General features: G+C 40.5%; 22 protein-coding genes. 18 read left to right on the top strand and 4 right to left on the bottom strand.

Features of this window, described 5'->3' with window-relative positions; genetic code table 11:
• Window positions 1-25 precede the first annotated feature (25 nt).
• The gene (locus M3P07_RS07085; protein ID WP_249969198.1) at window positions 26-1,246 is read left to right on the top strand and encodes a polysaccharide deacetylase family protein; all 1,221 of its coding nucleotides are present in this window, start codon (window positions 26-28) and stop codon (window positions 1,244-1,246) included.
• A 27-nt stretch (window positions 1,247-1,273) separates the two neighbouring features.
• Here the strand turns inward: M3P07_RS07085 and M3P07_RS07080 are convergent, their stop codons facing one another.
• Both M3P07_RS07080 and M3P07_RS07075 read right to left on the bottom strand, forming a co-directional pair.
• Complete coding sequence (locus M3P07_RS07080; protein WP_249969197.1) at window positions 1,274-2,326, bottom strand: hypothetical protein; 1,053 nt, start codon at window positions 2,324-2,326, stop codon at window positions 1,274-1,276.
• Window positions 2,327-2,335: 9 nt separating this feature from the next.
• Window positions 2,336-3,769, bottom strand: a complete 1,434-nt coding sequence (locus tag M3P07_RS07075; protein ID WP_249969196.1) for an MBOAT family O-acyltransferase — start codon at window positions 3,767-3,769, stop codon at window positions 2,336-2,338.
• A gap of 269 nt (window positions 3,770-4,038) precedes the next feature.
• Here M3P07_RS07075 and gmd point away from each other — a divergent pair, with 269 nt between their 5' ends.
• The 17 genes from gmd (at window position 4,039) to M3P07_RS06990 (ending at window position 23,360) form a co-directional block, all read left to right on the top strand.
• Window positions 4,039-5,154: a GDP-mannose 4,6-dehydratase gene (gene gmd, locus M3P07_RS07070; protein WP_249969195.1), complete on the top strand. Its 1,116-nt coding sequence runs from the start codon at window positions 4,039-4,041 to the stop codon at window positions 5,152-5,154.
• Between the two features lie 5 nt (window positions 5,155-5,159).
• Entirely contained in the window at window positions 5,160-6,260 is a 1,101-nt protein-coding gene (locus M3P07_RS07065) for a GDP-L-fucose synthase family protein (RefSeq protein WP_249969194.1), read from the top strand.
• 39 nt (window positions 6,261-6,299) lie between these two features.
• On the top strand, window positions 6,300-7,625 hold the full coding sequence (locus M3P07_RS07060) for a flippase (RefSeq protein WP_284042094.1): 1,326 nt from the start codon (window positions 6,300-6,302) through the stop codon (window positions 7,623-7,625).
• 100 nt (window positions 7,626-7,725) lie between these two features.
• A complete protein-coding gene (asnB, locus tag M3P07_RS07055; protein ID WP_249969192.1) occupies window positions 7,726-9,579 on the top strand; it encodes an asparagine synthase (glutamine-hydrolyzing) in 1,854 nt (617 codons plus the stop codon).
• Between the two features lie 49 nt (window positions 9,580-9,628).
• On the top strand, window positions 9,629-10,342 hold the full coding sequence (locus tag M3P07_RS07050) for a CatB-related O-acetyltransferase (protein WP_249969191.1): 714 nt from the start codon (window positions 9,629-9,631) through the stop codon (window positions 10,340-10,342).
• Window positions 10,332-11,501 (top strand): glycosyltransferase family protein, encoded by a 1,170-nt coding sequence (locus tag M3P07_RS07045; RefSeq protein WP_249969190.1) that lies wholly within the window; start codon window positions 10,332-10,334, stop codon window positions 11,499-11,501. The genes M3P07_RS07050 and M3P07_RS07045 overlap by 11 nt, the downstream gene beginning before the upstream one ends.
• Window positions 11,502-11,506: 5 nt before the next feature.
• The gene (locus M3P07_RS07040) at window positions 11,507-12,688 is read left to right on the top strand and encodes an O-antigen ligase family protein (RefSeq protein ID WP_249969189.1); all 1,182 of its coding nucleotides are present in this window, start codon (window positions 11,507-11,509) and stop codon (window positions 12,686-12,688) included.
• A 95-nt stretch (window positions 12,689-12,783) separates the two neighbouring features.
• The gene (locus M3P07_RS07035) at window positions 12,784-13,665 is read left to right on the top strand and encodes a glycosyltransferase family 2 protein (protein WP_249969188.1); all 882 of its coding nucleotides are present in this window, start codon (window positions 12,784-12,786) and stop codon (window positions 13,663-13,665) included.
• Window positions 13,666-14,787: a non-hydrolyzing UDP-N-acetylglucosamine 2-epimerase gene (wecB, locus tag M3P07_RS07030; protein ID WP_249969187.1), complete on the top strand. Its 1,122-nt coding sequence runs from the start codon at window positions 13,666-13,668 to the stop codon at window positions 14,785-14,787. It begins immediately after the preceding gene.
• Window positions 14,788-14,807: 20 nt separating this feature from the next.
• Window positions 14,808-16,004: a UDP-N-acetyl-D-mannosamine dehydrogenase gene (wecC, locus tag M3P07_RS07025; RefSeq protein WP_249969186.1), complete on the top strand. Its 1,197-nt coding sequence runs from the start codon at window positions 14,808-14,810 to the stop codon at window positions 16,002-16,004.
• A gap of 17 nt (window positions 16,005-16,021) precedes the next feature.
• Window positions 16,022-17,080, top strand: coding sequence for a glycosyltransferase family protein (locus tag M3P07_RS07020; RefSeq protein WP_249969185.1), 1,059 nt, complete (start codon window positions 16,022-16,024; stop codon window positions 17,078-17,080).
• A 14-nt stretch (window positions 17,081-17,094) separates the two neighbouring features.
• Complete coding sequence (locus M3P07_RS07015; protein ID WP_249969184.1) at window positions 17,095-18,099, top strand: polysaccharide biosynthesis protein; 1,005 nt, start codon at window positions 17,095-17,097, stop codon at window positions 18,097-18,099.
• Entirely contained in the window at window positions 18,099-18,527 is a 429-nt protein-coding gene (locus M3P07_RS07010; RefSeq protein ID WP_249969183.1) for a cupin domain-containing protein, read from the top strand. The genes M3P07_RS07015 and M3P07_RS07010 overlap by 1 nt, the downstream gene beginning before the upstream one ends.
• 5 nt (window positions 18,528-18,532) lie before the next feature.
• Window positions 18,533-19,675 (top strand): polysaccharide biosynthesis C-terminal domain-containing protein, encoded by a 1,143-nt coding sequence (locus M3P07_RS07005; RefSeq protein WP_249969182.1) that lies wholly within the window; start codon window positions 18,533-18,535, stop codon window positions 19,673-19,675.
• Window positions 19,676-19,694: 19 nt separating this feature from the next.
• Window positions 19,695-20,828 (top strand): non-hydrolyzing UDP-N-acetylglucosamine 2-epimerase, encoded by a 1,134-nt coding sequence (wecB, locus tag M3P07_RS07000; RefSeq protein ID WP_249969181.1) that lies wholly within the window; start codon window positions 19,695-19,697, stop codon window positions 20,826-20,828.
• The gene (locus tag M3P07_RS06995; RefSeq protein ID WP_249969180.1) at window positions 20,816-22,015 is read left to right on the top strand and encodes a glycosyltransferase family 4 protein; all 1,200 of its coding nucleotides are present in this window, start codon (window positions 20,816-20,818) and stop codon (window positions 22,013-22,015) included. Before wecB (M3P07_RS07000) ends, M3P07_RS06995 begins: the two co-directional genes overlap by 13 nt.
• 229 nt (window positions 22,016-22,244) lie before the next feature.
• The gene (locus M3P07_RS06990; RefSeq protein WP_249969179.1) at window positions 22,245-23,360 is read left to right on the top strand and encodes a GNAT family N-acetyltransferase; all 1,116 of its coding nucleotides are present in this window, start codon (window positions 22,245-22,247) and stop codon (window positions 23,358-23,360) included.
• A gap of 6 nt (window positions 23,361-23,366) precedes the next feature.
• On the opposite strand, the gene M3P07_RS06985 is transcribed toward M3P07_RS06990, so the two are convergent.
• Window positions 23,367-24,158, bottom strand: coding sequence for a hypothetical protein (locus tag M3P07_RS06985; protein WP_249969178.1), 792 nt, complete (start codon window positions 24,156-24,158; stop codon window positions 23,367-23,369).
• A gap of 162 nt (window positions 24,159-24,320) precedes the next feature.
• The gene (locus M3P07_RS06980) at window positions 24,321-25,658 is read right to left on the bottom strand and encodes a UDP-glucose dehydrogenase family protein (protein ID WP_249969177.1); all 1,338 of its coding nucleotides are present in this window, start codon (window positions 25,656-25,658) and stop codon (window positions 24,321-24,323) included.
• Window positions 25,659-25,784 lie beyond the last annotated feature (126 nt).

Raw genomic sequence — 25,784 nt, 5'->3', positions numbered from 1 at the left:
AGGCATTTTAATTTCAAAAATCTCCATGAGGTATCTCAAACTCTTATTGATCATTAGTTTTTATTTAACTGGGGTCAATCTTATTTCCTGTTCGGATGACAAGGATTTTTTTCTTGAGAATGTTATCAACGAGCAGCAGGATGAAGATGAGGGAGATGCGGATGAAGATTCTGGAGATCAAGATGAAACAGATGACAATGGGGACGATTCTGAAGACGATCAAGACACTGATGATCCGGATCCCGACCCCGACCCAGACCCAGACCCCGACCCGGATGACGACGATGAACCGGATTCTGGAGAACCGCCCGTAGTTGATGAGAGCATTACAGTAGCCACCTGGAAGAACTTTGCAGATGCCGCAATTTCGCATACCTGGGATGATAGCTACGACCAACAAATTGAAATAGCAGTGCCCTTGTTCGATGCGTTCAATATGAACACCACCTTGTACATGTTGCCCAATAAAATTGACAACTGGCAGCCCTACAAAGATGCCTATCGAAATGGACATGAAATTGCCAGTCATACCATGAGCCACCCATCGTTTGAAGGACTGGATAGGGCAAGAGTAGAGAGTGAGCTTAAAAATTCACAAGCAATCATTTCGCAAAACATGGAGTATTCGGAATGCCTAACATTGGCATATCCCTTTTGCGATACCGAGAACCATAATCTAACTGAAGAATATTATATAGCGGCCAGAGGATGCCAAGGTAGGGTTGAAAAGGCAACGCCGGACAACTTCATGGAAATTGCCTCTTTTCTGTGCGGGGAAGGAACGGCCAATTCCACTACCTCCCGGCTAAATTCAATAGCACAATCGGCCCAAGAAGCAAATGGATGGGCGGTTTATTTGTTTCACATGATAGGTGGTACGGGAGGTTTTAACATCACACCCAATACTTTGGAACAACACCTGCAATTTCTGGATAATAATAGGGAAAGATATTGGGTGGACAGCTTCTTAAATGTTGTAAAATACATTAAGGAAAGAGATAATATGACGGTTTATTTGGTGCGCGAAAATGCAAGTGAAATTGTTGTTTCCTGTACCGACAACTTGGACGACTCCATATATAATTTTCCGGTAACCTTAAAAAAGGAAATTCCAACCAACTGGAATACGGCATCGGTATTGCAAGGGTCAAACGCGGCCGAGTCCTATATTGTTGAGGAATCAGGAAAAAAGTATATCATCTTCAATGCGGTACCTGATCAAGGCGAAGTAACCATTGCTCCTTAAATCGGTATTCGTGTGAATTAATTTCGGTTAGAGTAGCGGAACAATCTTTTTTGTGAACTCTTGTGCACCTAAATGATTCAAGTGGTCACGGTCTTCCCAATATTCAATTTGCCTAAGAAAATCAAGGTTTTCCAACTGAATTAACTCCACCTTTTCATCTGTACTACTAGGCCTAAAATTATTTCGAATGTACCCCTTGTTCTGACCTACATCAATTAAAATAGGGATGTACAGCTTCTCAACACCGATTTTGTTTGACCTACATGCTTCAATGGCCTCGGCAAGAAATTTTTCTTGATTGGACTGGTTGAACAGGAAGTTATTTCCAAAATACATTTCTACGGCCTTGCGTTTCCAAATCTTTAACCTTTGCACATTTTTGGAATCCTGTTGTTCCCTTTGGTACAAATATCCATTCAGATATAGATTGAAATTTTCGTCATTGACCGAAGCTCCTTTTTGATTTAGCACATCATTGTAGGTTACATTGGAAATAACATTCTCCGTATTTACTTGTCCGTTTAGTTGATCGAGAAATTCTGTCAGTTCTCCATAATCTTCTTGGTCGCCTAATTGATAAAAAAAGTACTCCAAAGAAAGCTTGACCTTTTTGAAAACAAAGTTGATATAATCAAGATTAAAGGTCTGTCCAATCTCAAATAGTTCTGAGGATGTGTAAAGCAATGGGGTGAGTTTGTGCAGTCCCTTGTAGGGAATTTTACCTTTTAGGTAAATAATTTTTTTTGGATTCGCCTTTTCAAGTACCCTTTTTTGAAAATACAGGCCAAGTTCGTTGCCATTATGTGGAACCCCCATGTTTACGGCCTTAATGCCCTGGGCATTTAAAATTGAATCGTTTACCCCGCCCTGTACAATGGAAGAACCCAAAAAGACCGTACTGCCGTTGAGTACTTCACTTCGTTCGTTTAAAAGTGTAATATTCCATGCTACCTTTTTATAGTGAGTATCGATAGTTTTATGGATAAGAAAATCATCGGAATAGTGTTTTTGTGAAAGCAAAAAACAACCAACCAAGGTAAGTACGGATATAATGAGTAAATCTCTAAGGTATCTTTTCATCTATCTTGGCTAAAATTGAAAATATATAAAATCTTGTTGGTTGTCCACAAATCCAATAATGCAAAAGCATAGGATGATATAGAAGGCCCATCTAATTGGTCTTCCAATCTTAATATCCAAGTGTTCAATGGCAAATTGGTCTTTTCTACCAATCCATTCAATAAGGAGGAAGAAGGCCAGGAATATATAAAGGGTATATGGGATTTCGATGTCCAAAACATTCGTCCCAAATAGCATGTTTTTTAAATATGAAAACGAGTGTTCTAAATTTTCGGCCCTAAAAAATATCCATGCTACAACGGTAATCCCAAAGGTTAGCAACATTTGTCCCAGCTCACGGAAAGATGGGAAAATCGAGTTTTCCGCGACGGTATCCAGATTTTTTCGATTATTTTGGGATAATAGCAAGGGTAAAAAATAAAGAGCGTTTAACGCACCCCATATAATAAAGGTCCAGTTGGCACCATGCCAAAATCCGCTGACCAAAAATATGATAAATGTATTTCTAATTTTTTTGGATTGGCTCACTCTACTTCCGCCTAGGGGTATATACAAATAATCGCGGAACCAGGTGGAAAGGGAAATATGCCAACGACGCCAAAATTCTGCGATATCCCTAGAAAAATAAGGAAAGGCAAAGTTTTGCATTAGCTTGAATCCGAATAAACGCGCCACACCAATAGCAATATCGGAATAACCCGAAAAGTCACCATAGATTTGGAAAGCAAATAAAATGGCTCCCAGTAACAACACGATTCCGCCATGATAGGCCGAATTGTCAAAAATGCTGTTCACATAAATTGCGCATTGATCGGCAATGACTACTTTTTTGAATAGCCCCCATAAAATTTGACGTGTCCCGATTACGGCTCCGGTATAATCAAAATTTCGTTTCTTGAAGAATTGTGGTAATAGATTCGTGGCCCTTTCAATAGGTCCGGCAACCAGCTGGGGGAAAAAGCTCACAAAGGCCAAAAAGGCAATAAAATCTTTGGTGGGCTCCAATTTCTTACGGTAGACATCTATGGTATAGCTGAGTGTCTGGAAGGTGTAAAAACTGATACCTACAGGAAGGATGATTTTAAGGGTATATCCTTCAAATTTATATCCGAAAAAACTAAATGCCGACTCAAAATTGGCTACAAAGAAATTGTAGTACTTGAAAAAGCCAAGTAGGCCTAAATTAACCAACAGGCTGGCAATCAGGAGCATTTTGCGAGTGGATTTTTTCTCGGTCCGGTGTAGTGTATTTCCAATGGTATAATCTACAACGGAGCTAAAAGCAATCAAGCTCAAAAACCTGTAGTCCCACCAACCATAGAACACATAACTTGCCAGTACAATAAGCAAGTTTTGGGCCTTTAGATTGCCATTGGTAACGTACCAATATAAAAAGAAGACAATTGGAAGGTAAACAGCAAAATCAAAAGAATTGAATATCATGTCTTGTTTAAGGTCTAGTATGGCAATTTCGGGGCAAACCTAAAAAAAAAAGAACTGGGTGCTTCCCCCAATTCGATGAAATCGAGGACAGTTTCTTTAAACGGTACGATAAACCCAATTTTGAAATCTTGAAAATTTGATCTCCAACTTGGCCAAAAATGCATTTCATCCCCGTGAAAGTTTATTCTGTCCAAAAAAAATGCATTTCATACAATATTGCTTGTAATCTCCTGTTTAATGCACATCTTTGTGGCTAAAATCCAAAAACTGTGACAAAAAAAGCATTGATTACCGGGGTAACCGGGCAAGATGGAGCCTACTTAAGTGAATTTTTATTGAAAAAGGGTTATGAGGTACACGGACTAAAGCGCCGTTCATCCCTTTTCAATACCGACCGAATTGATCACTTATACCAGGACCCACATGTTGAAAATCGAAACTTTATCCTGCACTATGGGGATATGACCGATAGTACCAACCTGATTCGTATTATCCAGGAAGTACAGCCCGACGAAATTTACAACTTGGCAGCGATGAGTCATGTGCATGTAAGTTTTCAGACACCGGAATACACAGGTAACGCCGATGGCTTGGGTACCCTTAGGATTTTGGACGCAGTTCGTCTTTTGGGATTGTCCGAAAAAACAAGAATATATCAGGCTTCTACCTCTGAGCTTTACGGTAAGGTTCAGGAAGTTCCTCAAAGTGAAACCACACCATTTTACCCTAGAAGCCCATACGCGGTTGCCAAAATGTATGCCTATTGGATTACGGTGAACTATAGGGAAGCTTATAATATGTATGCTTGCAATGGAATATTGTTCAACCACGAATCACCCATCCGTGGGGAAACTTTCGTAACGCGTAAAATAACAAGGGCCACATCAAGGATAGCTTTGGGACTACAAGATAAATTCTTCCTTGGAAATTTGGATGCCCAAAGAGATTGGGGACACGCCAAAGATTATGTTCGTATGATGTGGATGATCCTACAAGCTGATGAACCCGAAGATTGGGTTATTGCAACGGGCAAGACCACCACGGTAAGGGATTTTGTTAGGATGAGTTTTGGGGAAGTTGGAATTGAATTGGAATTCAAGGGCTCGGGAGTCGATGAAAAAGCTTATGTGAAGGCGTGCAACAACCCAGAATTCCAAATAGAAATAGGAAAAGAAGTGTTGGCCGTAGATCCCAAGTACTTTAGACCCACAGAAGTGGATTTGCTTATAGGAGACCCTACCAAAGCAAAAACCAAATTGGGATGGATTCCTGAATATGACTTACAAGGTTTGATCAAAGATATGATGCAGAGTGACGTTAAGTTGATGCAAAAGGAACAATACCTTAAAGATGGAGGTTATCGAATTCTTAATTATTTCGAGTAATAAGAATGAAAGCGGATGCTAAAATTTATGTAGCAGGTCATAGAGGTTTGGTTGGAAGCGCCCTGGTCAAAAACTTAAAATCCAGAGGATATACCAACCTAATAACAAGAACCCATGCCCAACTGGATTTAACGGACACCTTGGCTGTTTCCCAGTTTTTTGCCGAGGAAAAACCTGAGTATGTGTTCTTGGCGGCGGCCAAAGTCGGTGGGATTGTGGCAAACAATACCTATCGGGGCGATTTTATATACGCTAATCTGATGATCCAAAATAATGTGATTCATCAAAGCTATTTGCACGGGGTTAAAAAACTGCTGTTTTTGGGAAGTACATGCATCTATCCAAAGAATTGTCCCCAACCCATGAAGGAGGATTATTTATTGACCGATGTTTTGGAATATACCAACGAGCCGTATGCTATTGCCAAGATTGCAGGAATCAAATTGTGCGAAAGCTATAATCTTCAATACGGCACGAATTTTATTTCCGTAATGCCCACAAACTTGTATGGCCCCAACGATAATTTTGATTTGGAGAAGTCCCACGTTTTGCCGGCACTCATAAGAAAAATACACCTGGGGAAGGGATTGGAAAACAACAACTGGGATATAATCGATAGAGATTTGGACCAACTGCCCATAGAAGGGGTTTCAGGTTCCAGTTTCCAAGAAGAAAAGCTTGCCATACTTTCCAAATATGGGGTAGCAAAGAGCGCATCTGGCGAGGTTTCCGTGGAGATTTGGGGAACTGGGAAACCAATGAGGGAATTCTTATGGTCTGAAGACATGGCCGATGCCTGTGTTTTTATAATGGAGCACCGGAACTTTCAGGATACCTATCAGAAAGACCAAAAAGAAATAAGGAACACACATATAAATATTGGAACGGGAGTGGATATTTCCATTGCTGACCTGGCCACATTGATCAAAGAAAAATTGGACTTTGGAGGCACTTTTAAGTTTAACACGGAAAAACCCGATGGAACAATGGTGAAGCGGACCGACGTGGATAAACTTCACAATTTGGGTTGGAAACACAATATCGATATTGAAGAGGGTGTTGCAGCCATGTACCAATATTATCTTGGCCAGACCGTGAATTGCTAACCGTGCAGAAAAGCACCGATTTACCTTTTTACCATACCATTGATTGCTAAGATCTCACATTATTTAAAGCGTAATTCCGGTTTCACCAAATACCTGAAGAATACGTCTTGGCTCATGGCCGAAAAGGTTGCAAGGCTATTACTTGCCTTGAGCATTGGCGTTTGGGTGACCCGGTATTTGGGGCCAGACCAGTTTGGAGTTTTGAGTTATGCCCGAAGTTTTGTGGGAATCTTTACCGCATTTTCATCCTTGGGGTTGAACGATATCATTATAAGGGAATTGGTGAAAGACCAAAACCAGAGAAACGTTCTTCTCGGTTCTTCCTTTGGTCTTCAGACCTTGGGTTCAACAGTAATAATGATTATCCTTCTCATAAGTGTTCATTTTAACGATAATGAACCGCTCACCAATAAGATTATTCTCATATTGGGACTCATTACATTTTTGAGCAGTTTTAATGTCATCACCTCCTATCTGCACAGCAATGTAAAGAGTAAATTTTATGCCATTACCGGCCTTACCGGAATATTGATTTCATCCCTTTTAAAGGTTTATCTTATTTTGGGAGAATACTCCCTTATCTATTTTGTTTACGTTCTGGCCTTTGATATGTTCTTCTTGGCATTGGGTCTTAACTGGTTTTACAAAAAGATGGGCAACTCGCCCTTCCAATGGCGTTTTTCCAGAAAAGTGGCTATCAGCCTTTTGAAGGATGCTTGGCCATTGGTGCTAAGTGGAATCATTATTTCCATTTACATGAAAATTGATCAGGTAATGATCAAGGAATTTTTGGCAAGCAGCGATGTGGGCCAGTATGCTGCTGCTGTAAGATTGAGTGAGGCTTGGTATTTTATTCCAACCATAATCTGTAGCTCCTTGTTTCCTGCAATAATCAATGCTAAATTGAGGGATGGGAAGTTGTATATGGACCGATTGCAACGCCTGTATAACCTAATGGTCGTCTTGGGTGTATCAATAGTTTTACCCGTTTTGTTATTCAGCGATTGGATGATCAATGTTTTGTACGGTTCGGCCTTTGATCAATCGGCAGCCGTATTGAACATTCATATTTTGGGAAGTGTATTTGTGTTTTTGGGAGTGGCCAACCAAAAATGGTTTATTAGCGAGAATTTTCAGAAGTACAACATATTGTGTTTAGGATTTGGAATGTTGGCCAACGTATTGTTGAATTTGTTCTTAATTCCCAAATACGGAATCATTGGGGCGGCCTATGCAACTTTTATTTCGCAGTTTATTGCTTCGGTATTGGCCCCGGTATTATTTTCAAAAACAAGAAATTCGTTCTTTATGATGGTCAGGGCGCTCTTTTTTGTTCAGATTTTTAAAGATAGAAAGTTACTATAGAATAGGTTTTTAGGACAATTTTTGACCGTAAAAGAAGTTGTAACATTGTCCTTCATCATGTTAAAAAATTAATTGACCCTCACTAAACAAACGTAAAAATATGTGCGGTATATTAGGAACGGTACCTTCCACAGAGCATAATCATTTTAAGCATGCTTTGGATACGCTTACCCATAGAGGCCCAGATAGTTATGGCATAGAAAATATTGCTGACAAAGTTTCACTGGGACATCGAAGATTGTCAATTTTAGATCTTTCGGAGAATGGACATCAGCCTATGTTCCATGAAAGTAGACGTTATGCCATCATCTTTAATGGGGAGATTTACAACTTTTTGGAAATACAGAAGGAGTTGGAGGCACTAGGCCATAGTTTCAGGTCTTCCTCAGATACCGAAGTACTGCTCAAGGCATACATACAATGGGGAGAGGACAGCGTTCTTAAATTCAATGGAATGTGGGCTTTGGCAATTTGGGATGCAGAAGAGAATAGCCTATTTATGTCGCGTGACCGTTATGGTAAAAAGCCACTATTTTATGCCGAAGTAGGAGGGAAGTTTGTTTTTGCTTCCGAGATGAAGGCTATTTTTCCATTTATGGAGCGATTGGAAGTTTCGGAAGACTTCCATTGGATGAAAAAGAACATCTTCTTTTATGAGGCCACTGAAAAATGCCTTATTAAAGGAATAAAGAGATTTCCCGCGGGGCATAGTGGACACTATAAAAATGGTAACCTAAAGTTAAATAGGTACTGGAACACCCTAGATAACTTGGTCGAAGTTCCAAAAACCTACGAAGAACAAGTAGAACGTTTTAGGGAATTGTTCATGGATTCCTGCAAACTGCGAATGCGGTCGGATGTTACCATAGGAACGGCTTTGAGCGGTGGCTTGGACAGCAGTGCGACCATCGGGGCCATGGCCAATTTGGCAAAAAACAACAATAGCTATTCGGACGATTGGCAGCATGCCTTTGTGGCGTCCTTTCCAGGTACCCCTTTGGATGAATCGCATTACGCTAAAATGGTGACTGACCATTTGGGCATCGGAGCAACCTTTATAGATATTGAACCCCTAAAACATTGGGACAAAATAGAAGAGTATTTCTATCTTTTTGAAGATCTCTATATAACTTCCCCATTACCAATGATCATGCTCTACGGAGCAGTTAAGGAGAATGGAACTACAGTAACCTTGGACGGTCATGGAGCGGACGAGTTGTTGAGTGGTTACCAACAGGGAACTTTGGAAAGTCTTTGGGATGCGAAGTTCAACCTTAAGAATACCAAGGATATCCTGGATATCTATCAAGGTTCGATCAACGAGGACAAAGTTCAGTACAATAGGGTTAACAACTATAAGCTCTATTTGGATTTTATGATCAAAAAGATGGGTAAAAAAGTGTTGGGCAAAAAAATGCCATCTGTGGACAATGCTCACGGCAGCTTTGGTAAGTTGGACAATCATGCCCAATATTTATATGCCATGTTCCATGAAAATATCTTGCCCACTTTGCTCCGTAACTATGATCGCTACGCGATGATCAACAGCGTTGAGATTAGGATGCCCTTTATGGATCATAGAATTGTAAGCTTTGTAAATTCCCTGCCGTATTCCAGTAAAATTGGAAATGGATATACCAAGAGAATTGTACGTGATGCATTAGATCCGTTTTTGCCAAAAGAGGTAACATGGCGTAAATCCAAAATAGGCTTTAGTTCTCCTATTGTGGATTGGATGCAAAACGAACTTTCCGAATGGTTCATGGACTTGGTCAATTCAAGTTCTTTCCTCCAATCGGAATTGGTGTCAGATCCAGAACAATTACGAAATAAGATCACTGCTATTGTAAATAAGGAAAACCACAATTTTACAGCTGCTCAAAAATGCTGGTCAGATTTATCACCATACATTTGGGGCAAAGCAGTACTGAATAGGAACATGGTCACAGTATAAACTGCTGGTCCATAAAAATTTTGGGTTCGAATTACCAAACAATTGAATCATGACCAATACGCTAAAAAAGTGGGTGCTTTCAAGCTCGATATTATCGAGGGCGGCTATTTTTTTTAGAAGACTTTATTTGAAGCGAACCAAAGGAATCACCTATCAGAAAAATGCCTTTATTGGTTTTTCCGTGAAGTGTGAAGGCAAAAATGGTTTTGGTAAAAATAGTGCCATTGTATCTTCAAAAATTGGGTATGCCTCCTATATTGCCGAAGGGGCCAAGCTGGCCAAGACAAGCATTGGAAGGTATTGTTCCATAGGTCCCAGGGTGAACTGCATTTTTGGAAAGCATCCCTCCAACACCTTTGTATCCACCCATCCGACGTTTTTTGCTTTGAAGACCCCGGTCGGATTTACCTATTCGGACAAACAGTACTTTGAGGAATTTGCAACACCACATACGGATGGATACAGCATCACTATCGGGAATGATGTTTGGCTTGGGGCCAATGTCTCCTTAATGGATGGAGTAAGAATAGGCGATGGGGCAATTGTAGCGGCAAATGCTTTGGTCACAAAGGATGTGGCACCCTATACTATTGTTGGTGGAGTACCCGCCAAGCCAATCAAAAAAAGGTTTACCGATGAGGAAATTGATTTTTTAATGGATTTAAAGTGGTGGGACAAACCAAGGGATTGGATTCAACAAAATGCAGCCCATTTCAGGATTATTAAGGACTTAAAAGATCAGGTTGGTGCCAATGGAAAATAAAAGGGAAATTCCTATAGTCGTTGTGGCCTACAACAGGCCAAGATCCCTGAATAGATTGCTTAAATCCATTTCAGAGGCACATTATCCCAACAAAAACATAGACTTGATCATCAGCATTGATAAAGGAGAGAACAATCAGGATGTATTGGAACTAGCTATTACATTTGAATGGAATTTTGGCACTAAAAAAGTACAGTATCAAGAAACCAATCTTGGACTTCGCAAACACATATTAAAATGTGGTGGCCTAAGTATGGAATATGGGGCCGTGATCGTTTTGGAAGATGATCTGTTTGTTTCCCCAAACTATTATACCTATACGGAACAGGCCTTGAATTTTTCATCTTCCGATTCTTCCATTGGCGGGGTTTCGCTTTATAACCATCAACTAAACGTACATTCCCGGGACAATTTTATGCCGGTGGAAGATGGGTTTGACAATTGGTATTTTCAGTTTGCTTCATCTTGGGGACAAGCTTGGTCCAAAGATCAGTGGGCCGGTTTTATGGATTGGTACAATAAAGAACCGGATATTGATGCAGATTCCAATGTACCTGCTTATGTAAGGAGTTGGTCGCCAAAATCCTGGCTCAAATACAACATTGCATATCTAATAGAAAAGGACAAGTATTTTCTATACCCAAAAATTTCCTTGACCACCAATTTTAGTGATGCAGGAACGCATGTGGGCAACGATAGTACCATTTATCAAGTACCACTGGACTATCGAAAGGGCATGGAATACAACTTTTCCAGTTTAAATGAGGCCACTGCAGTTTATGACGCCTTTTATGAAAGCTTGGTGCTCCATAGCGTTCTGGGAATTGAATCCCAGCAACTCTGTACCGACCTTCATGGTTATAAGCCCTATAAAAACCAAAAGTACCTGCTTACAACAAAACTGCTCGATTATAAAATTGTTAAGTCCTTTTCTAAATCCTTGAAACCACACGACGACAACATTTTACGGGAATTGGAAGGAAATGAAATCTTTCTGTATGATACTGAGGTAGGTGAAAAGAATCCGCATAGTTTAGCGTTTGAAAGGAAAGTGACGTATAATTTCAAACAGATACCGTTTAAAGTGGTAAAAAGATTATTTTGGATCATGCTAACAGCTAAATTCGCCCGTTTGTTCCATAAATTGTTTAAAAAGTAATCTCGGTGGTAAAAGAGATACGTAATATAGGATTACCCTTTGTGGCCCTGTTCTTTCTGTATTTGCTTAATCCTTTTGGATTAAACATTATGATTGGATACGTATTGGCCGCTCTCATGGTGATTCACAGGGAATTTTTGGTCAGGAATTTAGATACTGGATTATTGCTGCTTTTCTTGTTCTCCATAACCTATGCCGCCTTTTTTTCGTTCGAACCACTAGCAGGAAAGCAGTTCATTGTGATATATATGCTTGTCCCATCCACCTTCTACCTTATGGGTAAGTATTTTGTTGAAAAAACTTCCAAAAATTATTCGACGCTTATTTGGATGTTGCTACTGACCAGTATTGTTTTTTCAATTACAGGGATACTCTCCGTGGTAACCGTATTAAATCAGTTGGGTTTTACGGAGGTAGACAGGAACTTACCCAACTATTGGACCGGGCAGATTACACCGGCGACCAAAATGGGGGCTTACTTCGCCTTGATCATGTGTATCCCAGCAGTGCTAGTCCCAAAAATTAAAAAAGTCAACCTTGTGGTCCGGGTTTTATTGCTATTGCTATTTGTTATATCAGTGGTGTGTGTTCTCCGGATTGGAAGTAGAACCCAGTTGGGAATATTTTTGATTACCCTTTTGATGTCCTTGTTCTATATTATGCCGCGGCAATCCTTGAGAAGAAACCTGTTTATGTTTGCAATGTTTTTTGGCCTTGTATTTTACATTGGAAGCACGGTCAGCTTTGATTTGGACCAAGATTGGTTGTCCGCATTTGCTGGTAGAATGGAAGACAATGGTTCTGGAGACCTTGCATCTGGAGGGGGAAGAACAGAACGTTGGGTCAAATCCATGGAATATCTATTTGTAAAGCCCTTGGGTTGGAGTGAACATGAATTTGGACATGCCCATAATTTATGGTTTGATGTGCTCAGGATTGGTGGTTTTTTGTCCTTTTTCTTACTCATAGGATTTACAACAAATGCATTCCTTGCTGCTAGAAAGGCAATCAAAAAAAATAAAAAGGCATATGCCCTTAACAACCAAATTCTGTGTTACACCATTTGTTTTGCCCTATTGTTCACAGTTGAGCCGATTATGGAGGGAACGTTTGATTTTTTTGCCGTTTTTTGCTTTTTTATCGGGGCTGTGAAAAAATATACTACCGATTATCCCGTAATTGGATAGAGTTGTCCAAAAATATGTTTCCCCTTCTATACTTTACTGTATTTTTGCGGCGTTATTAGCATGAAAATTTCAACCACGGACCATTAACCTCTTTTATGCAAAAACTTGCTGTACTTCTTACATGTTTCAACAGAAAGGAAAAAACCGTTGCAGCCCTTACAGCCTTGGAGGCTGCCTATAAAAAGGCCGAGGATAATTGGGAGATGTCCATTTACCTTACAGACGATGGGTCATCGGATGGAACGTCTGAAGCTGTGGCTGCCAATTTCCCAGATGCCAAAATTTTGGAGGGAACGGGGTCCCTATACTGGGCTGGAGGAATGAGAAATTCCTGGGGTGAAGCGGTCAAAGGGGATTACGATGCTTATTTATTGTTGAATGACGACACCAACGTAAGTCCAAATTTGTTCGATGCTGTGGCAAAGACCCACGAATTCTGTTTGTCGAATTTTGGCAAAGGTGGAATTTATGTAGGTACAACTGTTGATGCTGATACCAAAAAAGTGACCTACGGGGGATCTCTATTTAAGAATCGATTTCTAGCCAAAATATCGAGAATACAACCGAAGGACCATCCCGTACCATGTCATTTGGGAAATGCCAATATTATGTGGGTATCTAAAAATGTTGTGGATGATGTGGGGATTCTCTCTGAAGGATATGTGCACGGAATGGCAGACTATGATTACACCTTAAAAGCAAACAAAAAGAACCTTCCTTCCCTAGTTATGCCAGGTATTGTTGGGGAGTGTACCAACGACCACAATGATCCCTATCAAAAGTTTTTCAAACTATCCTTAAAGGAGCGGTTTAAAATGTTATACAACCCAATCGGGTTCGATTTTGTTTCACAAACCTATCACATGCGGAAGCATTTTCCCCTGAGATACCCATTTTTTGTGATGGTTGGTTATGTAAAAGTATTGTTCCCCAAATTATATTATCACTTATTGTACAAAAGAAGAAAGAGCTTATAAATGGTTAAAAAAAATCTTATCATCTTCGGAACAAGGCCAGAAGCCATTAAAATGGCACCCTTGGTCAAGACTTTTCAAAAATCAAAGGACTTTGAGACCAAAGTTTGTGTTACTGCTCAGCATAGGGAAATGTTGGATCAGGTTTTGGATTTTTTCGAAATCACACCGGATTACGACCTTAACTTGATGAAACCGGGGCAGAACCTCTATGGACTTACTGCCGCGATCATTACCAGTTTGCAAGAGGTTTTGGAGTCCTACAAGCCGGACTTTGTCTATGTTCACGGTGATACCACCACCACTATGGGGTCAAGCATCGCGGGGTTTTATTCAGGAGCAAGGGTCTGTCATGTAGAGGCAGGTTTAAGGACCTTTAATAAATGGGCACCCTTTCCGGAGGAAATTAACCGAAGGGTTACTGGACATGTGGCCGATTTTCATTTTGCGCCTACCCAGACCTCATTCCAAAATCTAACAAATGAGGGAGTTGTTCAAGATTCTATCACGGTTACAGGGAATACCGTAATTGATGCATTGCACGAGAGTGTGGAGCGGGTCCAATCTTTGGATACCCCAGAACTGAAAAATTTAAAATCAATTCTTTCCGAGGGCAAAAGATTAATTCTTGTGACCGGCCACAGACGTGAAAACCATGGCCAAGGATTTATAAATATCTGCAAGGCGCTAAAAACCATTGCGGAAAAGTTCAACGATGTTGAAATTGTATATCCCGTACACTTAAATCCCAAGGTGCAAAAACCGGTTTACGAGCTATTGGGGGATATGGAAAACATAAAATTGATCGATCCACTGGCATACCCAGAGTTTGTTTGGTTAATGAACGAAAGTCATTTGGTAATTACCGACAGTGGAGGGGTACAAGAAGAGGCGCCGAGTTTGGGCAAGCCAGTTTTGGTTATGCGGGACACTACCGAAAGGCCGGAGGCAGTTGACGCTGGTACCGTAATCTTGGTCGGAACCGATACGGACAAGATCATAAATGAGGCCACAGCCTTGTTGACAGATGACGAAAAATATAAGAGTATGAGTAGGTTGCACAACCCTTACGGGGATGGAAAGGCCTGTGAACGCATTGTAGAATTCATGAAAAATCAATTATAGTGACGCCAAAAAAAGTAACTATGATGGGTCTAGGCTACATTGGCCTACCCACGGCAGCCCTTATTGCTGGAAAGAAAACCGAGGTAAACGGTGTTGATGTTAACCCCAAGGTTGTGGATACCATAAATCAAGGCAAGGTTCACATTGTGGAGCCCGATTTAGAGGAAGCAGTGTCCAAAGCGGTCAAGGAAGGGTTTCTAAAAGCCAGTCTTGAACCTTCCGAGGGGGATGCCTACCTTATTGTGGTACCAACACCTTTCAAAGAAAAGAACGAACCGGACATTTCCTACGTAGAAGCGGCCACCAAGGCCATTTTGCCTTTACTAAAAGAAGGAGACCTATATATCATAGAGTCTACTTCGCCCATTGGAACAACGGAAAAAATGAAAGATCTTATTTTTGGTTCAAGACCGGAATTGGAAGGTAAGATTTACATGGCCTACTGTCCAGAACGGGTCCTTCCCGGCAACGTGATGTATGAGTTGGTACATAACGATAGGGTGATTGGAGGAATCGATACGGAATCCACCGAGCGAGCAGTGGCATTCTATAGTGAATATGTAAAAGGGCAGTTGCACCATACCAATGCTCGTACCGCAGAAATGTGCAAATTGGTTGAAAATTCATCCCGTGACGTACAGATTGCCTTTGCCAACGAACTTTCTTTGATTTGTGACAAGGCCGATATCAATGTCTGGGAACTTATAGCCTTGGCCAATAAACACCCTAGGGTCAATATTCTTCAACCTGGTTGTGGGGTAGGAGGACACTGTATTGCCGTTGATCCCTACTTTATTGTATCGGATTACCCTATGGAATCCAAAATCATTGGTACAGCTAGGGAGATAAACAATTACAAATCCTTCTGGTGTGCAGAAAAGGTTCAAACTGAAAAACTGAAATTTGAACTAGAGCATGGGTATAAACCTAGGGTAGCCCTGATGGGATTGGCCTTTAAGCCCAATATCGATGATTTAAGGGAGTCCCCGGCCAAATATATTGTTCAAAAGGTATTGCAGAACGTAAACAATGAGGAGTACTTTATAGTAGAGCCCAACATCGATACCCATAACGTATTTAAGCTCACGAATTATAAGGAAGCTTTCGATAATGCAGATATCATAGTATATCTGGTAGCTCACAACGAATTCAAGGATTTACCAAGGAATACCGATAAGAGAATAATCGATTTCTGCGGGGTTCTGGAGGCAAAATAGGTGCAAAACCCATTACAATGAAAAGCAACCTAATTGTTTTGGCCCAATCATTGGAGCAGCCACGGATCGTTAAAAGGATAAACCAAAAAGCAAAGGAATACGAGAGTGTCCATGTTTATGGTTTTACCCGAAATGTACATTCTGTGGAAAACCATGAAGTACTGGCCAAAAACAAGAACGTTACCCTTACCGTTGCTGGACAATTAAAAAATGGCAGATATCTAGAACGGATTTTCACTTTCCTGCGATTATTGAAAACACTTTATGCCAAATACGGTTTTGGTAAGAAAAGCGTTTATGTATTTGGATTGGATTTAAGAATTTTCGCCTCTTTTTTGGTAAATGCAAAGATCGACTATGAAATCAGTGACATCGTCTGGCTTTACGATAGAAAGGGTAAAAAGGGAATAATGCGGTTCATGGACAACTGGCTTGCCGGAAAATCCAGAAAGGTTGTTTTTACCACCCGGAGCTTTTATGACGGTTATTATAGCAAATCCGTCAATGAAGAACAGGTAGTCATTGCCGAAAACAAATTGGAGACCTACGGGAAGGTTCAGCCAATTTCGGAAATGCGGGACGATAAGGTTCGGATTGCCTATATAGGAGCGTTTAGATATGCCAAGATCATCGAACATCTGATTTCCTCGGTCAACAACAATCCCAATTTGGTGCTTAATTTTTATGGAGCCACCCATGGAAAGTTGATAGAGACAATAAATCAGGCCACGGCATCCAACCCAAATATAAGTTATCACGGACCATTCAAAAATCCTGATGACTTGGAGCGAATTTATGGTGAAAACAACCTGAATTTTGTTGTGTACAACAATGCATCGGAAAACGAACAGGTTGCCATGCCTAACAAGTTTTATGAATCTGGTTTTTTTAATATTCCCATAGTGTGTGCTACCAAAACTTACGTTGGGGAAAGGGTATTGAAACAAAATATGGGATGGACTATTGATACAGATTACGATTCCATCTCCAATTTTTTGAATGAATTAGACGTTCAAAAATTGAGGGGATATCATGAAAATATAAAAAGATTGGACAAAGGATACTTTGTTGCCTAATAAAAAATAAAAATATGTTTAAAGGCAAAACACTACTAATTACTGGGGGAACGGGATCGTTTGGAAATGCGGTTCTGGATCGATTCCTTCAAACTGATATTGGCGAGATTCGCATATTTAGCCGGGACGAGAAGAAACAGGATGATATGCGTACCCGTTTGAAAAACCCTAAGATCAAGTTTTACATTGGGGACGTTAGGGATTACAACAGTATCCACCATGCTATGAACGGTGTGGATTATGTTTTCCATGCTGCCGCGCTAAAACAGGTTCCTTCTTGCGAATTTTTTCCCATTGAAGCTGCCAAAACCAACGTCTTTGGTACTCAAAACACCATCGATGCCGCTGTGGCGAACAATGTTGGGAAAATTATCTGTCTGAGCACGGACAAAGCCGCGTATCCCATTAACGCCATGGGAATTAGCAAGGCCTTGATGGAAAAAGTTGCTGTGGCAGCTTCGAGAAATATCCCAGAAGGTTCCACAACAGTTTGCCTAACGCGATATGGTAATGTGATGGCTTCTCGGGGGTCAGTAATTCCTCTGTTTGTAAACCAGATAAAGGAAGGAAATCCTATAACGGTCACCGACCCGAATATGACCCGTTTTCTTATGTCTTTGGAAGATGCAGTGGACTTGGTGTTATTCGCCTTTGAGCATGGAAACCAAGGAGACCTGTTTGTAAATAAAGCCCCCGCAAGTACCATTGGAGACTTAGCAAAGGCGGTAAGGAACCTTTTTAAATCCAATAATGAAATCAAGGTAATTGGAACCCGCCACGGCGAAAAGTTGTATGAAACCTTGTGTACCCGTGAGGAAATGCAAAAAGCTGTTGACATGGGTGATTTTTATCGCATTCCAGCCGATAACAGGGATCTGAACTACAGCAGATACTTTTCAGTTGGTGAAACCGATATTAGTGCCATTGAAGATTATCATTCGCATAATACCAAACACTTGAATGACGAAGAGCTTGAAAAGACACTATTGGGACTCGATTTCATCAAAGAAAATTTATAATGACGGATTATGGCCTAATCACAGGGGATGTTTTTGAAGACGAACGTGGAACTTTGCGTTTTGTTAACTCCTTTGATATGGCCCAAATAGTTCGATTTTACGAAATTTCCCCCAAAAGCCAAGATGTAATTAGGGCATGGCAGGGCCATCAACACGAGAAAAAATGGTTCTATTGTTTGTCCGGCACCTTTGTGATCAACTTGGTTAAAATAGACAACTTTATAAACCCTTCGGACCAATTGGTTTCCAAAAAAATTGAATTAAACTCGAAAACTCCGGCCATTTTAGAGGTGCCAGGGGGATATGCCACGGGAATTAAGGCTTCTTCGGAAGATTCCAGGCTTCAGGTTTTTTCAAATTTCGGATTGCAGGAATCGGCAGCGGACGATTTCCGATTTCCCTCGGAAAAATGGTCTGCAGAATGGTAAGCAAAATGGAAAAACAGAAAATTGGAATAACAGGACAGGCAGGCTTTGTGGGCAGCCATTTGTATACTACCCTTAGCTTAAGGGAAGATGTTGAGCTGATTCCTTTCGAACGTTCATATTTTGAAGATTCGGAGGCCATGCGTAAATTTGTGTCCAACTGTGATACGGTGGTACATCTAGCTGCGATGAACCGGCATGAAGACCAAAACGTAATCTATAACACCAACCTAAAATTGGTTGAGGAATTAATTACGGCCTGTAAGGATTCCAAGTCCACTCCGCATATTATCTTTTCTTCCTCGTCCCAAGAAAATAGGGACAACCTTTATGGAAAATCCAAGAAAGAAGGCAAGGAAAAGATGATGGCATGGGCAGCAAGCACAGATGGAAAATTCACATCGCTGACCATCCCCAATGTGTTTGGTCCGTTTGGAAAACCGAACTACAATTCTGTGGTGGCAACGTTTTGTCATAAGGTGGCCCATAATGAAGAACCTACCATTATCAATGATGGTGAGGTTGGGCTTATTTATATCAACGATTTGGTAAAAGTGTTCGTTGATACCATTTTTGGAGAACAGCAAACCACTACATTGGGCACAAATAGTTTTGAAGTGGACATTGCTCCCAACCACTTTGTAAAAGTGTCCAGAATATTGGGACTCCTGAACAAGTTTAAATCGGATTATATGCTCAATGGCATTTTTCCAAGCTTGGAGGATCATTTTGAGAAATCTTTGTTCAACACCTTTAGATGTTATATCCCAGAATCCCATTATCCGGTAAAGTATACCAAACATACCGACCCTAGGGGTAGTTTTGTGGAAATTGCAAGAACGGAGACCTCCGGGCAATTCTCTTTTTCCACAACAGTGCCTGGGATTACACGTGGGAATCACTTCCACACCAGAAAGGCAGAAAGATTTGCGGTAATTAGTGGGAAGGCAAGAATCCAATTGCGGAAAATCGGAACGGATAAGGTGATAAATTATGAGTTGGACGGATCGCAACCGGCCTATGTCGATATGCCCATCTGGTATACTCATAATATTACCAATATCGGCGATGAGGAATTGATTACCTTGTTTTGGATCAATGAACCTTACAATCCAGAGGATGCCGACACCTATTTTGAAAACGTAGAATGACAAACCTAAATTAAGACCATTGAAGAAGCTAAAAGTATTGACCGTAGTCGGAACCCGGCCTGAAATTATTCGACTGGCCTGCGTGTTGAACGCATTAGATGCCAACGAAGCCATAGACCACACCTTGGTTCATACAGGTCAGAATTATGACTATGAGCTCAACGAGATATTTTTTGAGGATTTCGGTATTCGGAAACCGGACCATTTTCTTAATGCAGCTGGAAAAAATGCTACAGAAACGGTCGGTAACATATTGATTTCCATTGATCCGCTCTTGGAACAGATTGATCCAGACGCTTTTTTGGTCCTCGGAGATACAAATTCATGTCTGTGTGCCATTCCCGCCAAAAAAAGAAAGATTCCCGTGTTCCACATGGAAGCAGGAAACCGGTGCTTTGATCAAAGGGTCCCTGAAGAGACCAACAGGAAAATTGTGGACCATGTAGCGGACATCAACCTTACTTATAGTGATATTGCAAGAGAATATCTGCTTAGGGAAGGCCTTTCCCCGGACAGGGTTATAAAAACAGGTAGCCCCATGTATGAGGTACTGCACCAATTCCGTGAAAAAATTGAAGCTTCGCCCGTTTTAAAGGATTTGGGGCTTGAAAAGGAAAAGTACTTTGTGGTTTCGTCGCATAGGGAGGAAAATATCAATAACCCAAAGAACTTTGAAGGCCTAATTGAGTCCTTGAATCAAATTGCTGAGACCTATAATTATCCGGTAATCGTGTCCACACATCCCAGGACAAGGAATATGTTGGATTCCAAAAATGTGAAAACACACAGGAACATTCAATTTTTGAAACCTCTCGGTTTTTCCGATTATAATGCCTTACAGGTCAATTCTTTTGCGGTGCTATCGGATAGTGGAACCATTTCTGAGGAATCTTCGATCTTAAATTTTAGGGCCTTGAACATCAGGGAAGCCCACGAACGTCCGGAAGCAATGGAAGAAGCTTCCGTGATGATGGTAGGACTTAATCCGGAGCGAATTTTGCAAGGGCTAAAGGCCGTTGAGGTCCAAAAGAGAAGCCCGGAACGCAATTTTAGGGAAGTATCCGATTACAGCATGCCCAACGTAAGTGAGAAGGTGGTTAGAATAATTATCTCTTATGTTGACTACGTAAACCGGGTGGTATGGCAGAAGTAAAAAAGGTCATTTTTGTTGCTTTGGGATTTCCCAATGTAGAGGAACGTAGGTTTCTCTATTCCAATTTGATGTTGGAATACCATTATAATGGTCACGATGTTTTTGTAATTGCGGGAGACAACACAATCAGACGTTCTAAAATTTGTTTGGAAGGCGGATTGAAGGTTCTTAGAGTTCCTTCGTTGGAGTTATATGGCAATAACAAGGTCATAAAGGGGATATCCAATCTAATGCTTCCGTATTTGTATAAAAGAGCGCTTAAAAAACACAAGGTAGCGTTGGATTTTGACTTAATATTTATGCCAACCCCACCTATCACCCTAATCGATGTTGCTTTCTGGCTGAAAAAGAAAACACGGGGCAAGCTATACCTGATTTTACGGGATATCTTCCCCCAAAATGCCATTGACCTCAAAATGATGAAGGCCAACAGTTTTATTCATTCCTATTTTAGGAAAAAGGAGGTGAAACTGTACCAAACTGCCGATAGTATTGGTTGCATGTCTCCGGCAAACGTTGAATATGTTAAGGAGCACAATCCATACCTTGATCATGGAAAACTTCACTTGTTGCCCAATTGGGCGGATGTTAGGGATATTAAAGAAGTGGATAATGGAGTAGGCAAGGAGCATTTTGGTCTAGAAAATAAAGTAGTAGCGATTTTTGGAGGCAATATGGGACTACCCCAAAAGCTAGAAAATGTAATTGAATTGGCAAAGCGTTGCCGAGAGATTGAAGACTTGGTGTTCTATCTTGTTGGTAGAGGGTCACAACAAAAGAAAATCGCCAAGATGATAGCTGATTCCAAGCTTAACAATGTTATACTTAAAGAACACCTTCCCAAGAGTGATTACAATGCGCTGTTAAGAGTGGCTGATATTGGCCTTATTTCGCTGCATGAGGATTTCACCATTCCGAACTATCCTTCCAAAGTGTTGTCCTACTATCAATTTAAAAAACCAGTGTTGGCCTCGGTGGATGTCAATACCGATTTTGGACGATTCCAGGAGGAGATTAACTGTGGGTTATGGTCGGAAGCCGGGGATACGGAAGCATTTAAGGAAAACTTGTTGAAATTGTACAGCGACGCGAAATTACGTGAGAAATTAGGGCAGAACGGGTACGATTATATGATCAATAACCTTACGCCCGGTCATGCATATAATACGGTAATCCAGCATGTATAGGGCTCAAAACCCATTTCAAAGTCCATAGTTGCTTAATATATAGATTTCCCATATTACGTTGTTTATCGTTATATTCAATGAAATTTGAAACCTAGCCATGATCAACAGTCCTTTTAATACTGACCAATTTGCCGAAATTTGGCTCAAGCATTTCCAGGATTCTTCTACCACTGCAAAACGATTTGATTTTATTCAAGGCGTTAATTTTTACAAGTCAAAAAAATATCCCTTGTATGTAAACATTGGTAGAAACCTCACCAAAGGATTTTATTATACGATTGACGAGGATAAGGTTAGGGGTTCAAATCATGTGTTTTTGGTTAGGGATATACCAACTTACTTCAACGTACCAGAAGTTAAAGGAGTAAAGAAATTGAAGGTTATCAAGGTTAGGCAGTACAATGGATATTTGACCTACCTAAAGGATTATTCCACCTTGGACGACTTTATTCTAGCCAAATACAATTCTTCAAGAAGAAATGTCCTCAGAAGACGCGTCAAAGGCCTTAAGGGCAGCTTTAACATCAAAACTGAAGTGTACTTTGGGGATATTGCTAAAGAGACTTATGACGCAATGATCGATACCTTCCATGATCTGTTGGTAAAAAGGTTTAGGGAAAAAAAGACCGAATATCACATCTTACATAAATGGGACTATTTTAGGGAATTGATCTATCCCATGATTTTAAATAAGGAAGCCGTCCTCTTGGTCACTTATGAAAATGAAAAACCTATTGGAATTTATTTGAGCATCTGTTTCAATGGTATTGTTTCGGGGGCTATTCCAGTTTTTGATACGGATTACCACAAATTTGCGCTTGGTAATTATTTGACGCTTAAAATGGTGGAATGGAGCATTGAGAACGGAATGGAAATATTCGATTCCTCCAAAGGGGATTATGGGGAAAAAGAACGTATTAGCGATTTAAAATATTCCTTTGAATACCATTTGCTCTATAACCCTAGATCTGTAATTTCTGCCTCCATGGCATTTGGGATTGCTTCATTTTTTAGGTTAAAGCAGTTCTTGAGGGAAAAACAAATTCATTCCATTTACCACAATTTCAAGTTTAAGCTAAACCCCAATGTCAGTAAAGAAAATCCGGATATGGAACAATACGAATTAGTGGACAATACGGTGGAAGCTTTCCAAGCGAACACGGTAACTCCCATCAATTTAGATGAGAAAAAGTATGCCTTTTTAAGAAAATTTGTTTTTGGATTTTTATATAAGAGTAGGGAACATATACAAGACATTACCGTATACGAAAATGGGGAATTGGACACCTATTTTGTAGTGGGCAAGGACAAAATGCTAGAGGTTAGACCGATTCGGGAAAGTTAGCAGATTTTAGGATTTCACTTGGTTTTTCACCAGCGAGTTCACCAAATCCATATAAGACTCATCAATTTCGTTGTTCTCATAGGTGTACTGGCGCAACAACCCTGTATTTTTTTCTGATTTTTCAAGTTTTGCTTCCTCTTCCATAAGTTGTTCCAGGGTAGGAACAAAATTTTGAAGATCCTTGATCCATACATAATGTACATTTTCAAGCTTGGCGGTCTTTTCTGTAAATGACATGTAGAATTTGATCAATTTGGAAACTACCTCTAATTTTTCTTCCTCAGAATATTCAAAAAAGTTGGCCAAATCCACCCCAACGATTTTTTTCCAGTACAATTCGTTGGTCCAAAAATAATGTTGTCCATATTTTTTCACCTGGTACCAGTGGTTGACCACCGAAGTTGCCCAAGAACAAGGTTTACGCAAAACACAAATGTATGTAAGCTCTTTGCCTATGGGATGTGCTGCCAGTTGATCAATATAAGCCGACCAAAATCCAGAGGCTTCAAGTTTGAGGTTAAGGGAATTCAGTCGCCTGACAAAGTAACCATCAAAATCCTGTCCTATTTTTTTTACGGAGGCATGGTGAATGGGTTCGTGACGGGATATTTCGTAATCAAAACAGCTGGCCAAAAAAGTAGTCCCGGTTTTGTAGGGCGAAATACTGTATATGGTTTTATGTCCTAAAATTCTGGAGTTTTCCTTGGACCAACTTCTATAGATTTTATTTGCATGTAGCTTTAATGCAGTTTTGTGTAAAGGGGATTGAACGATGAGCTTATTTATCTTTCTGATCATACCTTCGGTTTTATTTCGAATCCCAAAATAGTGAAATTGTTTTCATAGTTGGGAACAAAACACGCCCATCTGTACGAATAGATGGATATGCCGCATCCAAACCACCAAACGAGCTGTTATTTTTATATAAGACAGAGCTACAGAATGTTAACTAGGGTATTGCTATGCAGCGCCGTTTTTCCCAATCTGATAATAGGTAAACCCTAATTGTTTAAGCCGCTCATCATCGAATTGGTTACGGCCATCAAAAATTAAGGGCTCCTTAAGCGCATTTTGCACCTCCATAAAATCGGGCGATCGGAACTCTTTCCACTCAGTCAACAGTAATAGGGCATCTGCACCTTGAAGGGCCTCATATTTGCTGTTCGCATAAGTAATGCCGTCAATATCCTTTAGATAATAGGTTTGTGCCTCATGAACCGCCTTTGGATCATAAGCCTGAATTTTGGCCCCTAAGGCCGTCAATTTTTTGATGATATAGATAGACGGGGCTTCGCGCATATCGTCCGTACCAGGCTTGAAGGAGAGTCCCCAAATCGCAAAGGTCTTGCCGGATAAATCTTCTCCATAATGGGCAATCACCTTGTCTGCAATCACGAATTTTTGTCGGTCGTTGACATCTTCAACAGCGTTGAGTAACTGGGCGTTATAGCCATTCTGTTCGGCCGTTTTTTTAAGAGCTTTTACATCTTTTGGAAAACATGACCCGCCATAACCACTGCCGGGATAAATAAAACTATACCCAATTCTGCTATCCGAGCCAATACCGATTCTCACTTTGTTAACATCCGCACCAACACGTTCACAGATATTGGATACTTCGTTCATGAATGAGATTTTGGTCGCTAACATGGCGTTGGCAACATATTTGGTCATCTCGGCTGAGCGCACATCCATAACCAACATTCGGTCCATGCTGCTTCTAAAGAATGGGGCATAAAGTCTTCGCATGGCTTCTGCAGTTTCCTTATGTTCTGTCCCGACCACGACACGATCCGGTTTCATAAAATCACTTATCGCATCCCCTTCCTTCAAAAATTCCGGGTTTGAAACTACATGAAATTCAATGTTTTCTCCTCTTTTTTCCAGTTCTCCTTTAATGGTGGCCTGTACTTTATCTGCCGTTCCAACAGGAACAGTGGATTTATCCACTACAATGAGCGGAGAGGTCATATATTGGCCTATTTCTTTTGCAACTTGAAGTACATATTGTAAGTCGGCAGAACCGTCTTCACCCATTGGGGTTCCTACGGCGATAAATGCCATATCGCAATGGTCTAGGCATTCCTTTAGTTGGGTATGAAAATTCAAGGTATTGTTAACCACATTTCTTTTTACCATGGCTTCCAAACCAGGTTCGTATATGGGGATTATCCCATTTTTTAGGTTTTCAATCTTTTGCTCGTCAATATCCACGCATGTTACGGAATTGCCCATTTCAGCAAAACAAGTTCCGGTTACCAAACCAACATATCCAGTACCAACTATTGTAATTTTCATAAATCCTAAGCTTTATCGCTGCTAACTTTTTCAGTTATATAAAATTCTTGGCAAAGATGCGATAAAGTATTGAATCTTTGTTGGGATCTAGACGAACTTTTTATAAAATGGATGAACTGTAAGTGT

Source organism: Flagellimonas myxillae (assembly GCF_023502235.1).
GTDB classification, from domain to species: domain Bacteria; phylum Bacteroidota; class Bacteroidia; order Flavobacteriales; family Flavobacteriaceae; genus Flagellimonas; species Flagellimonas myxillae.
This window is presented reverse-complemented; position numbering and strand designations above follow the sequence as displayed.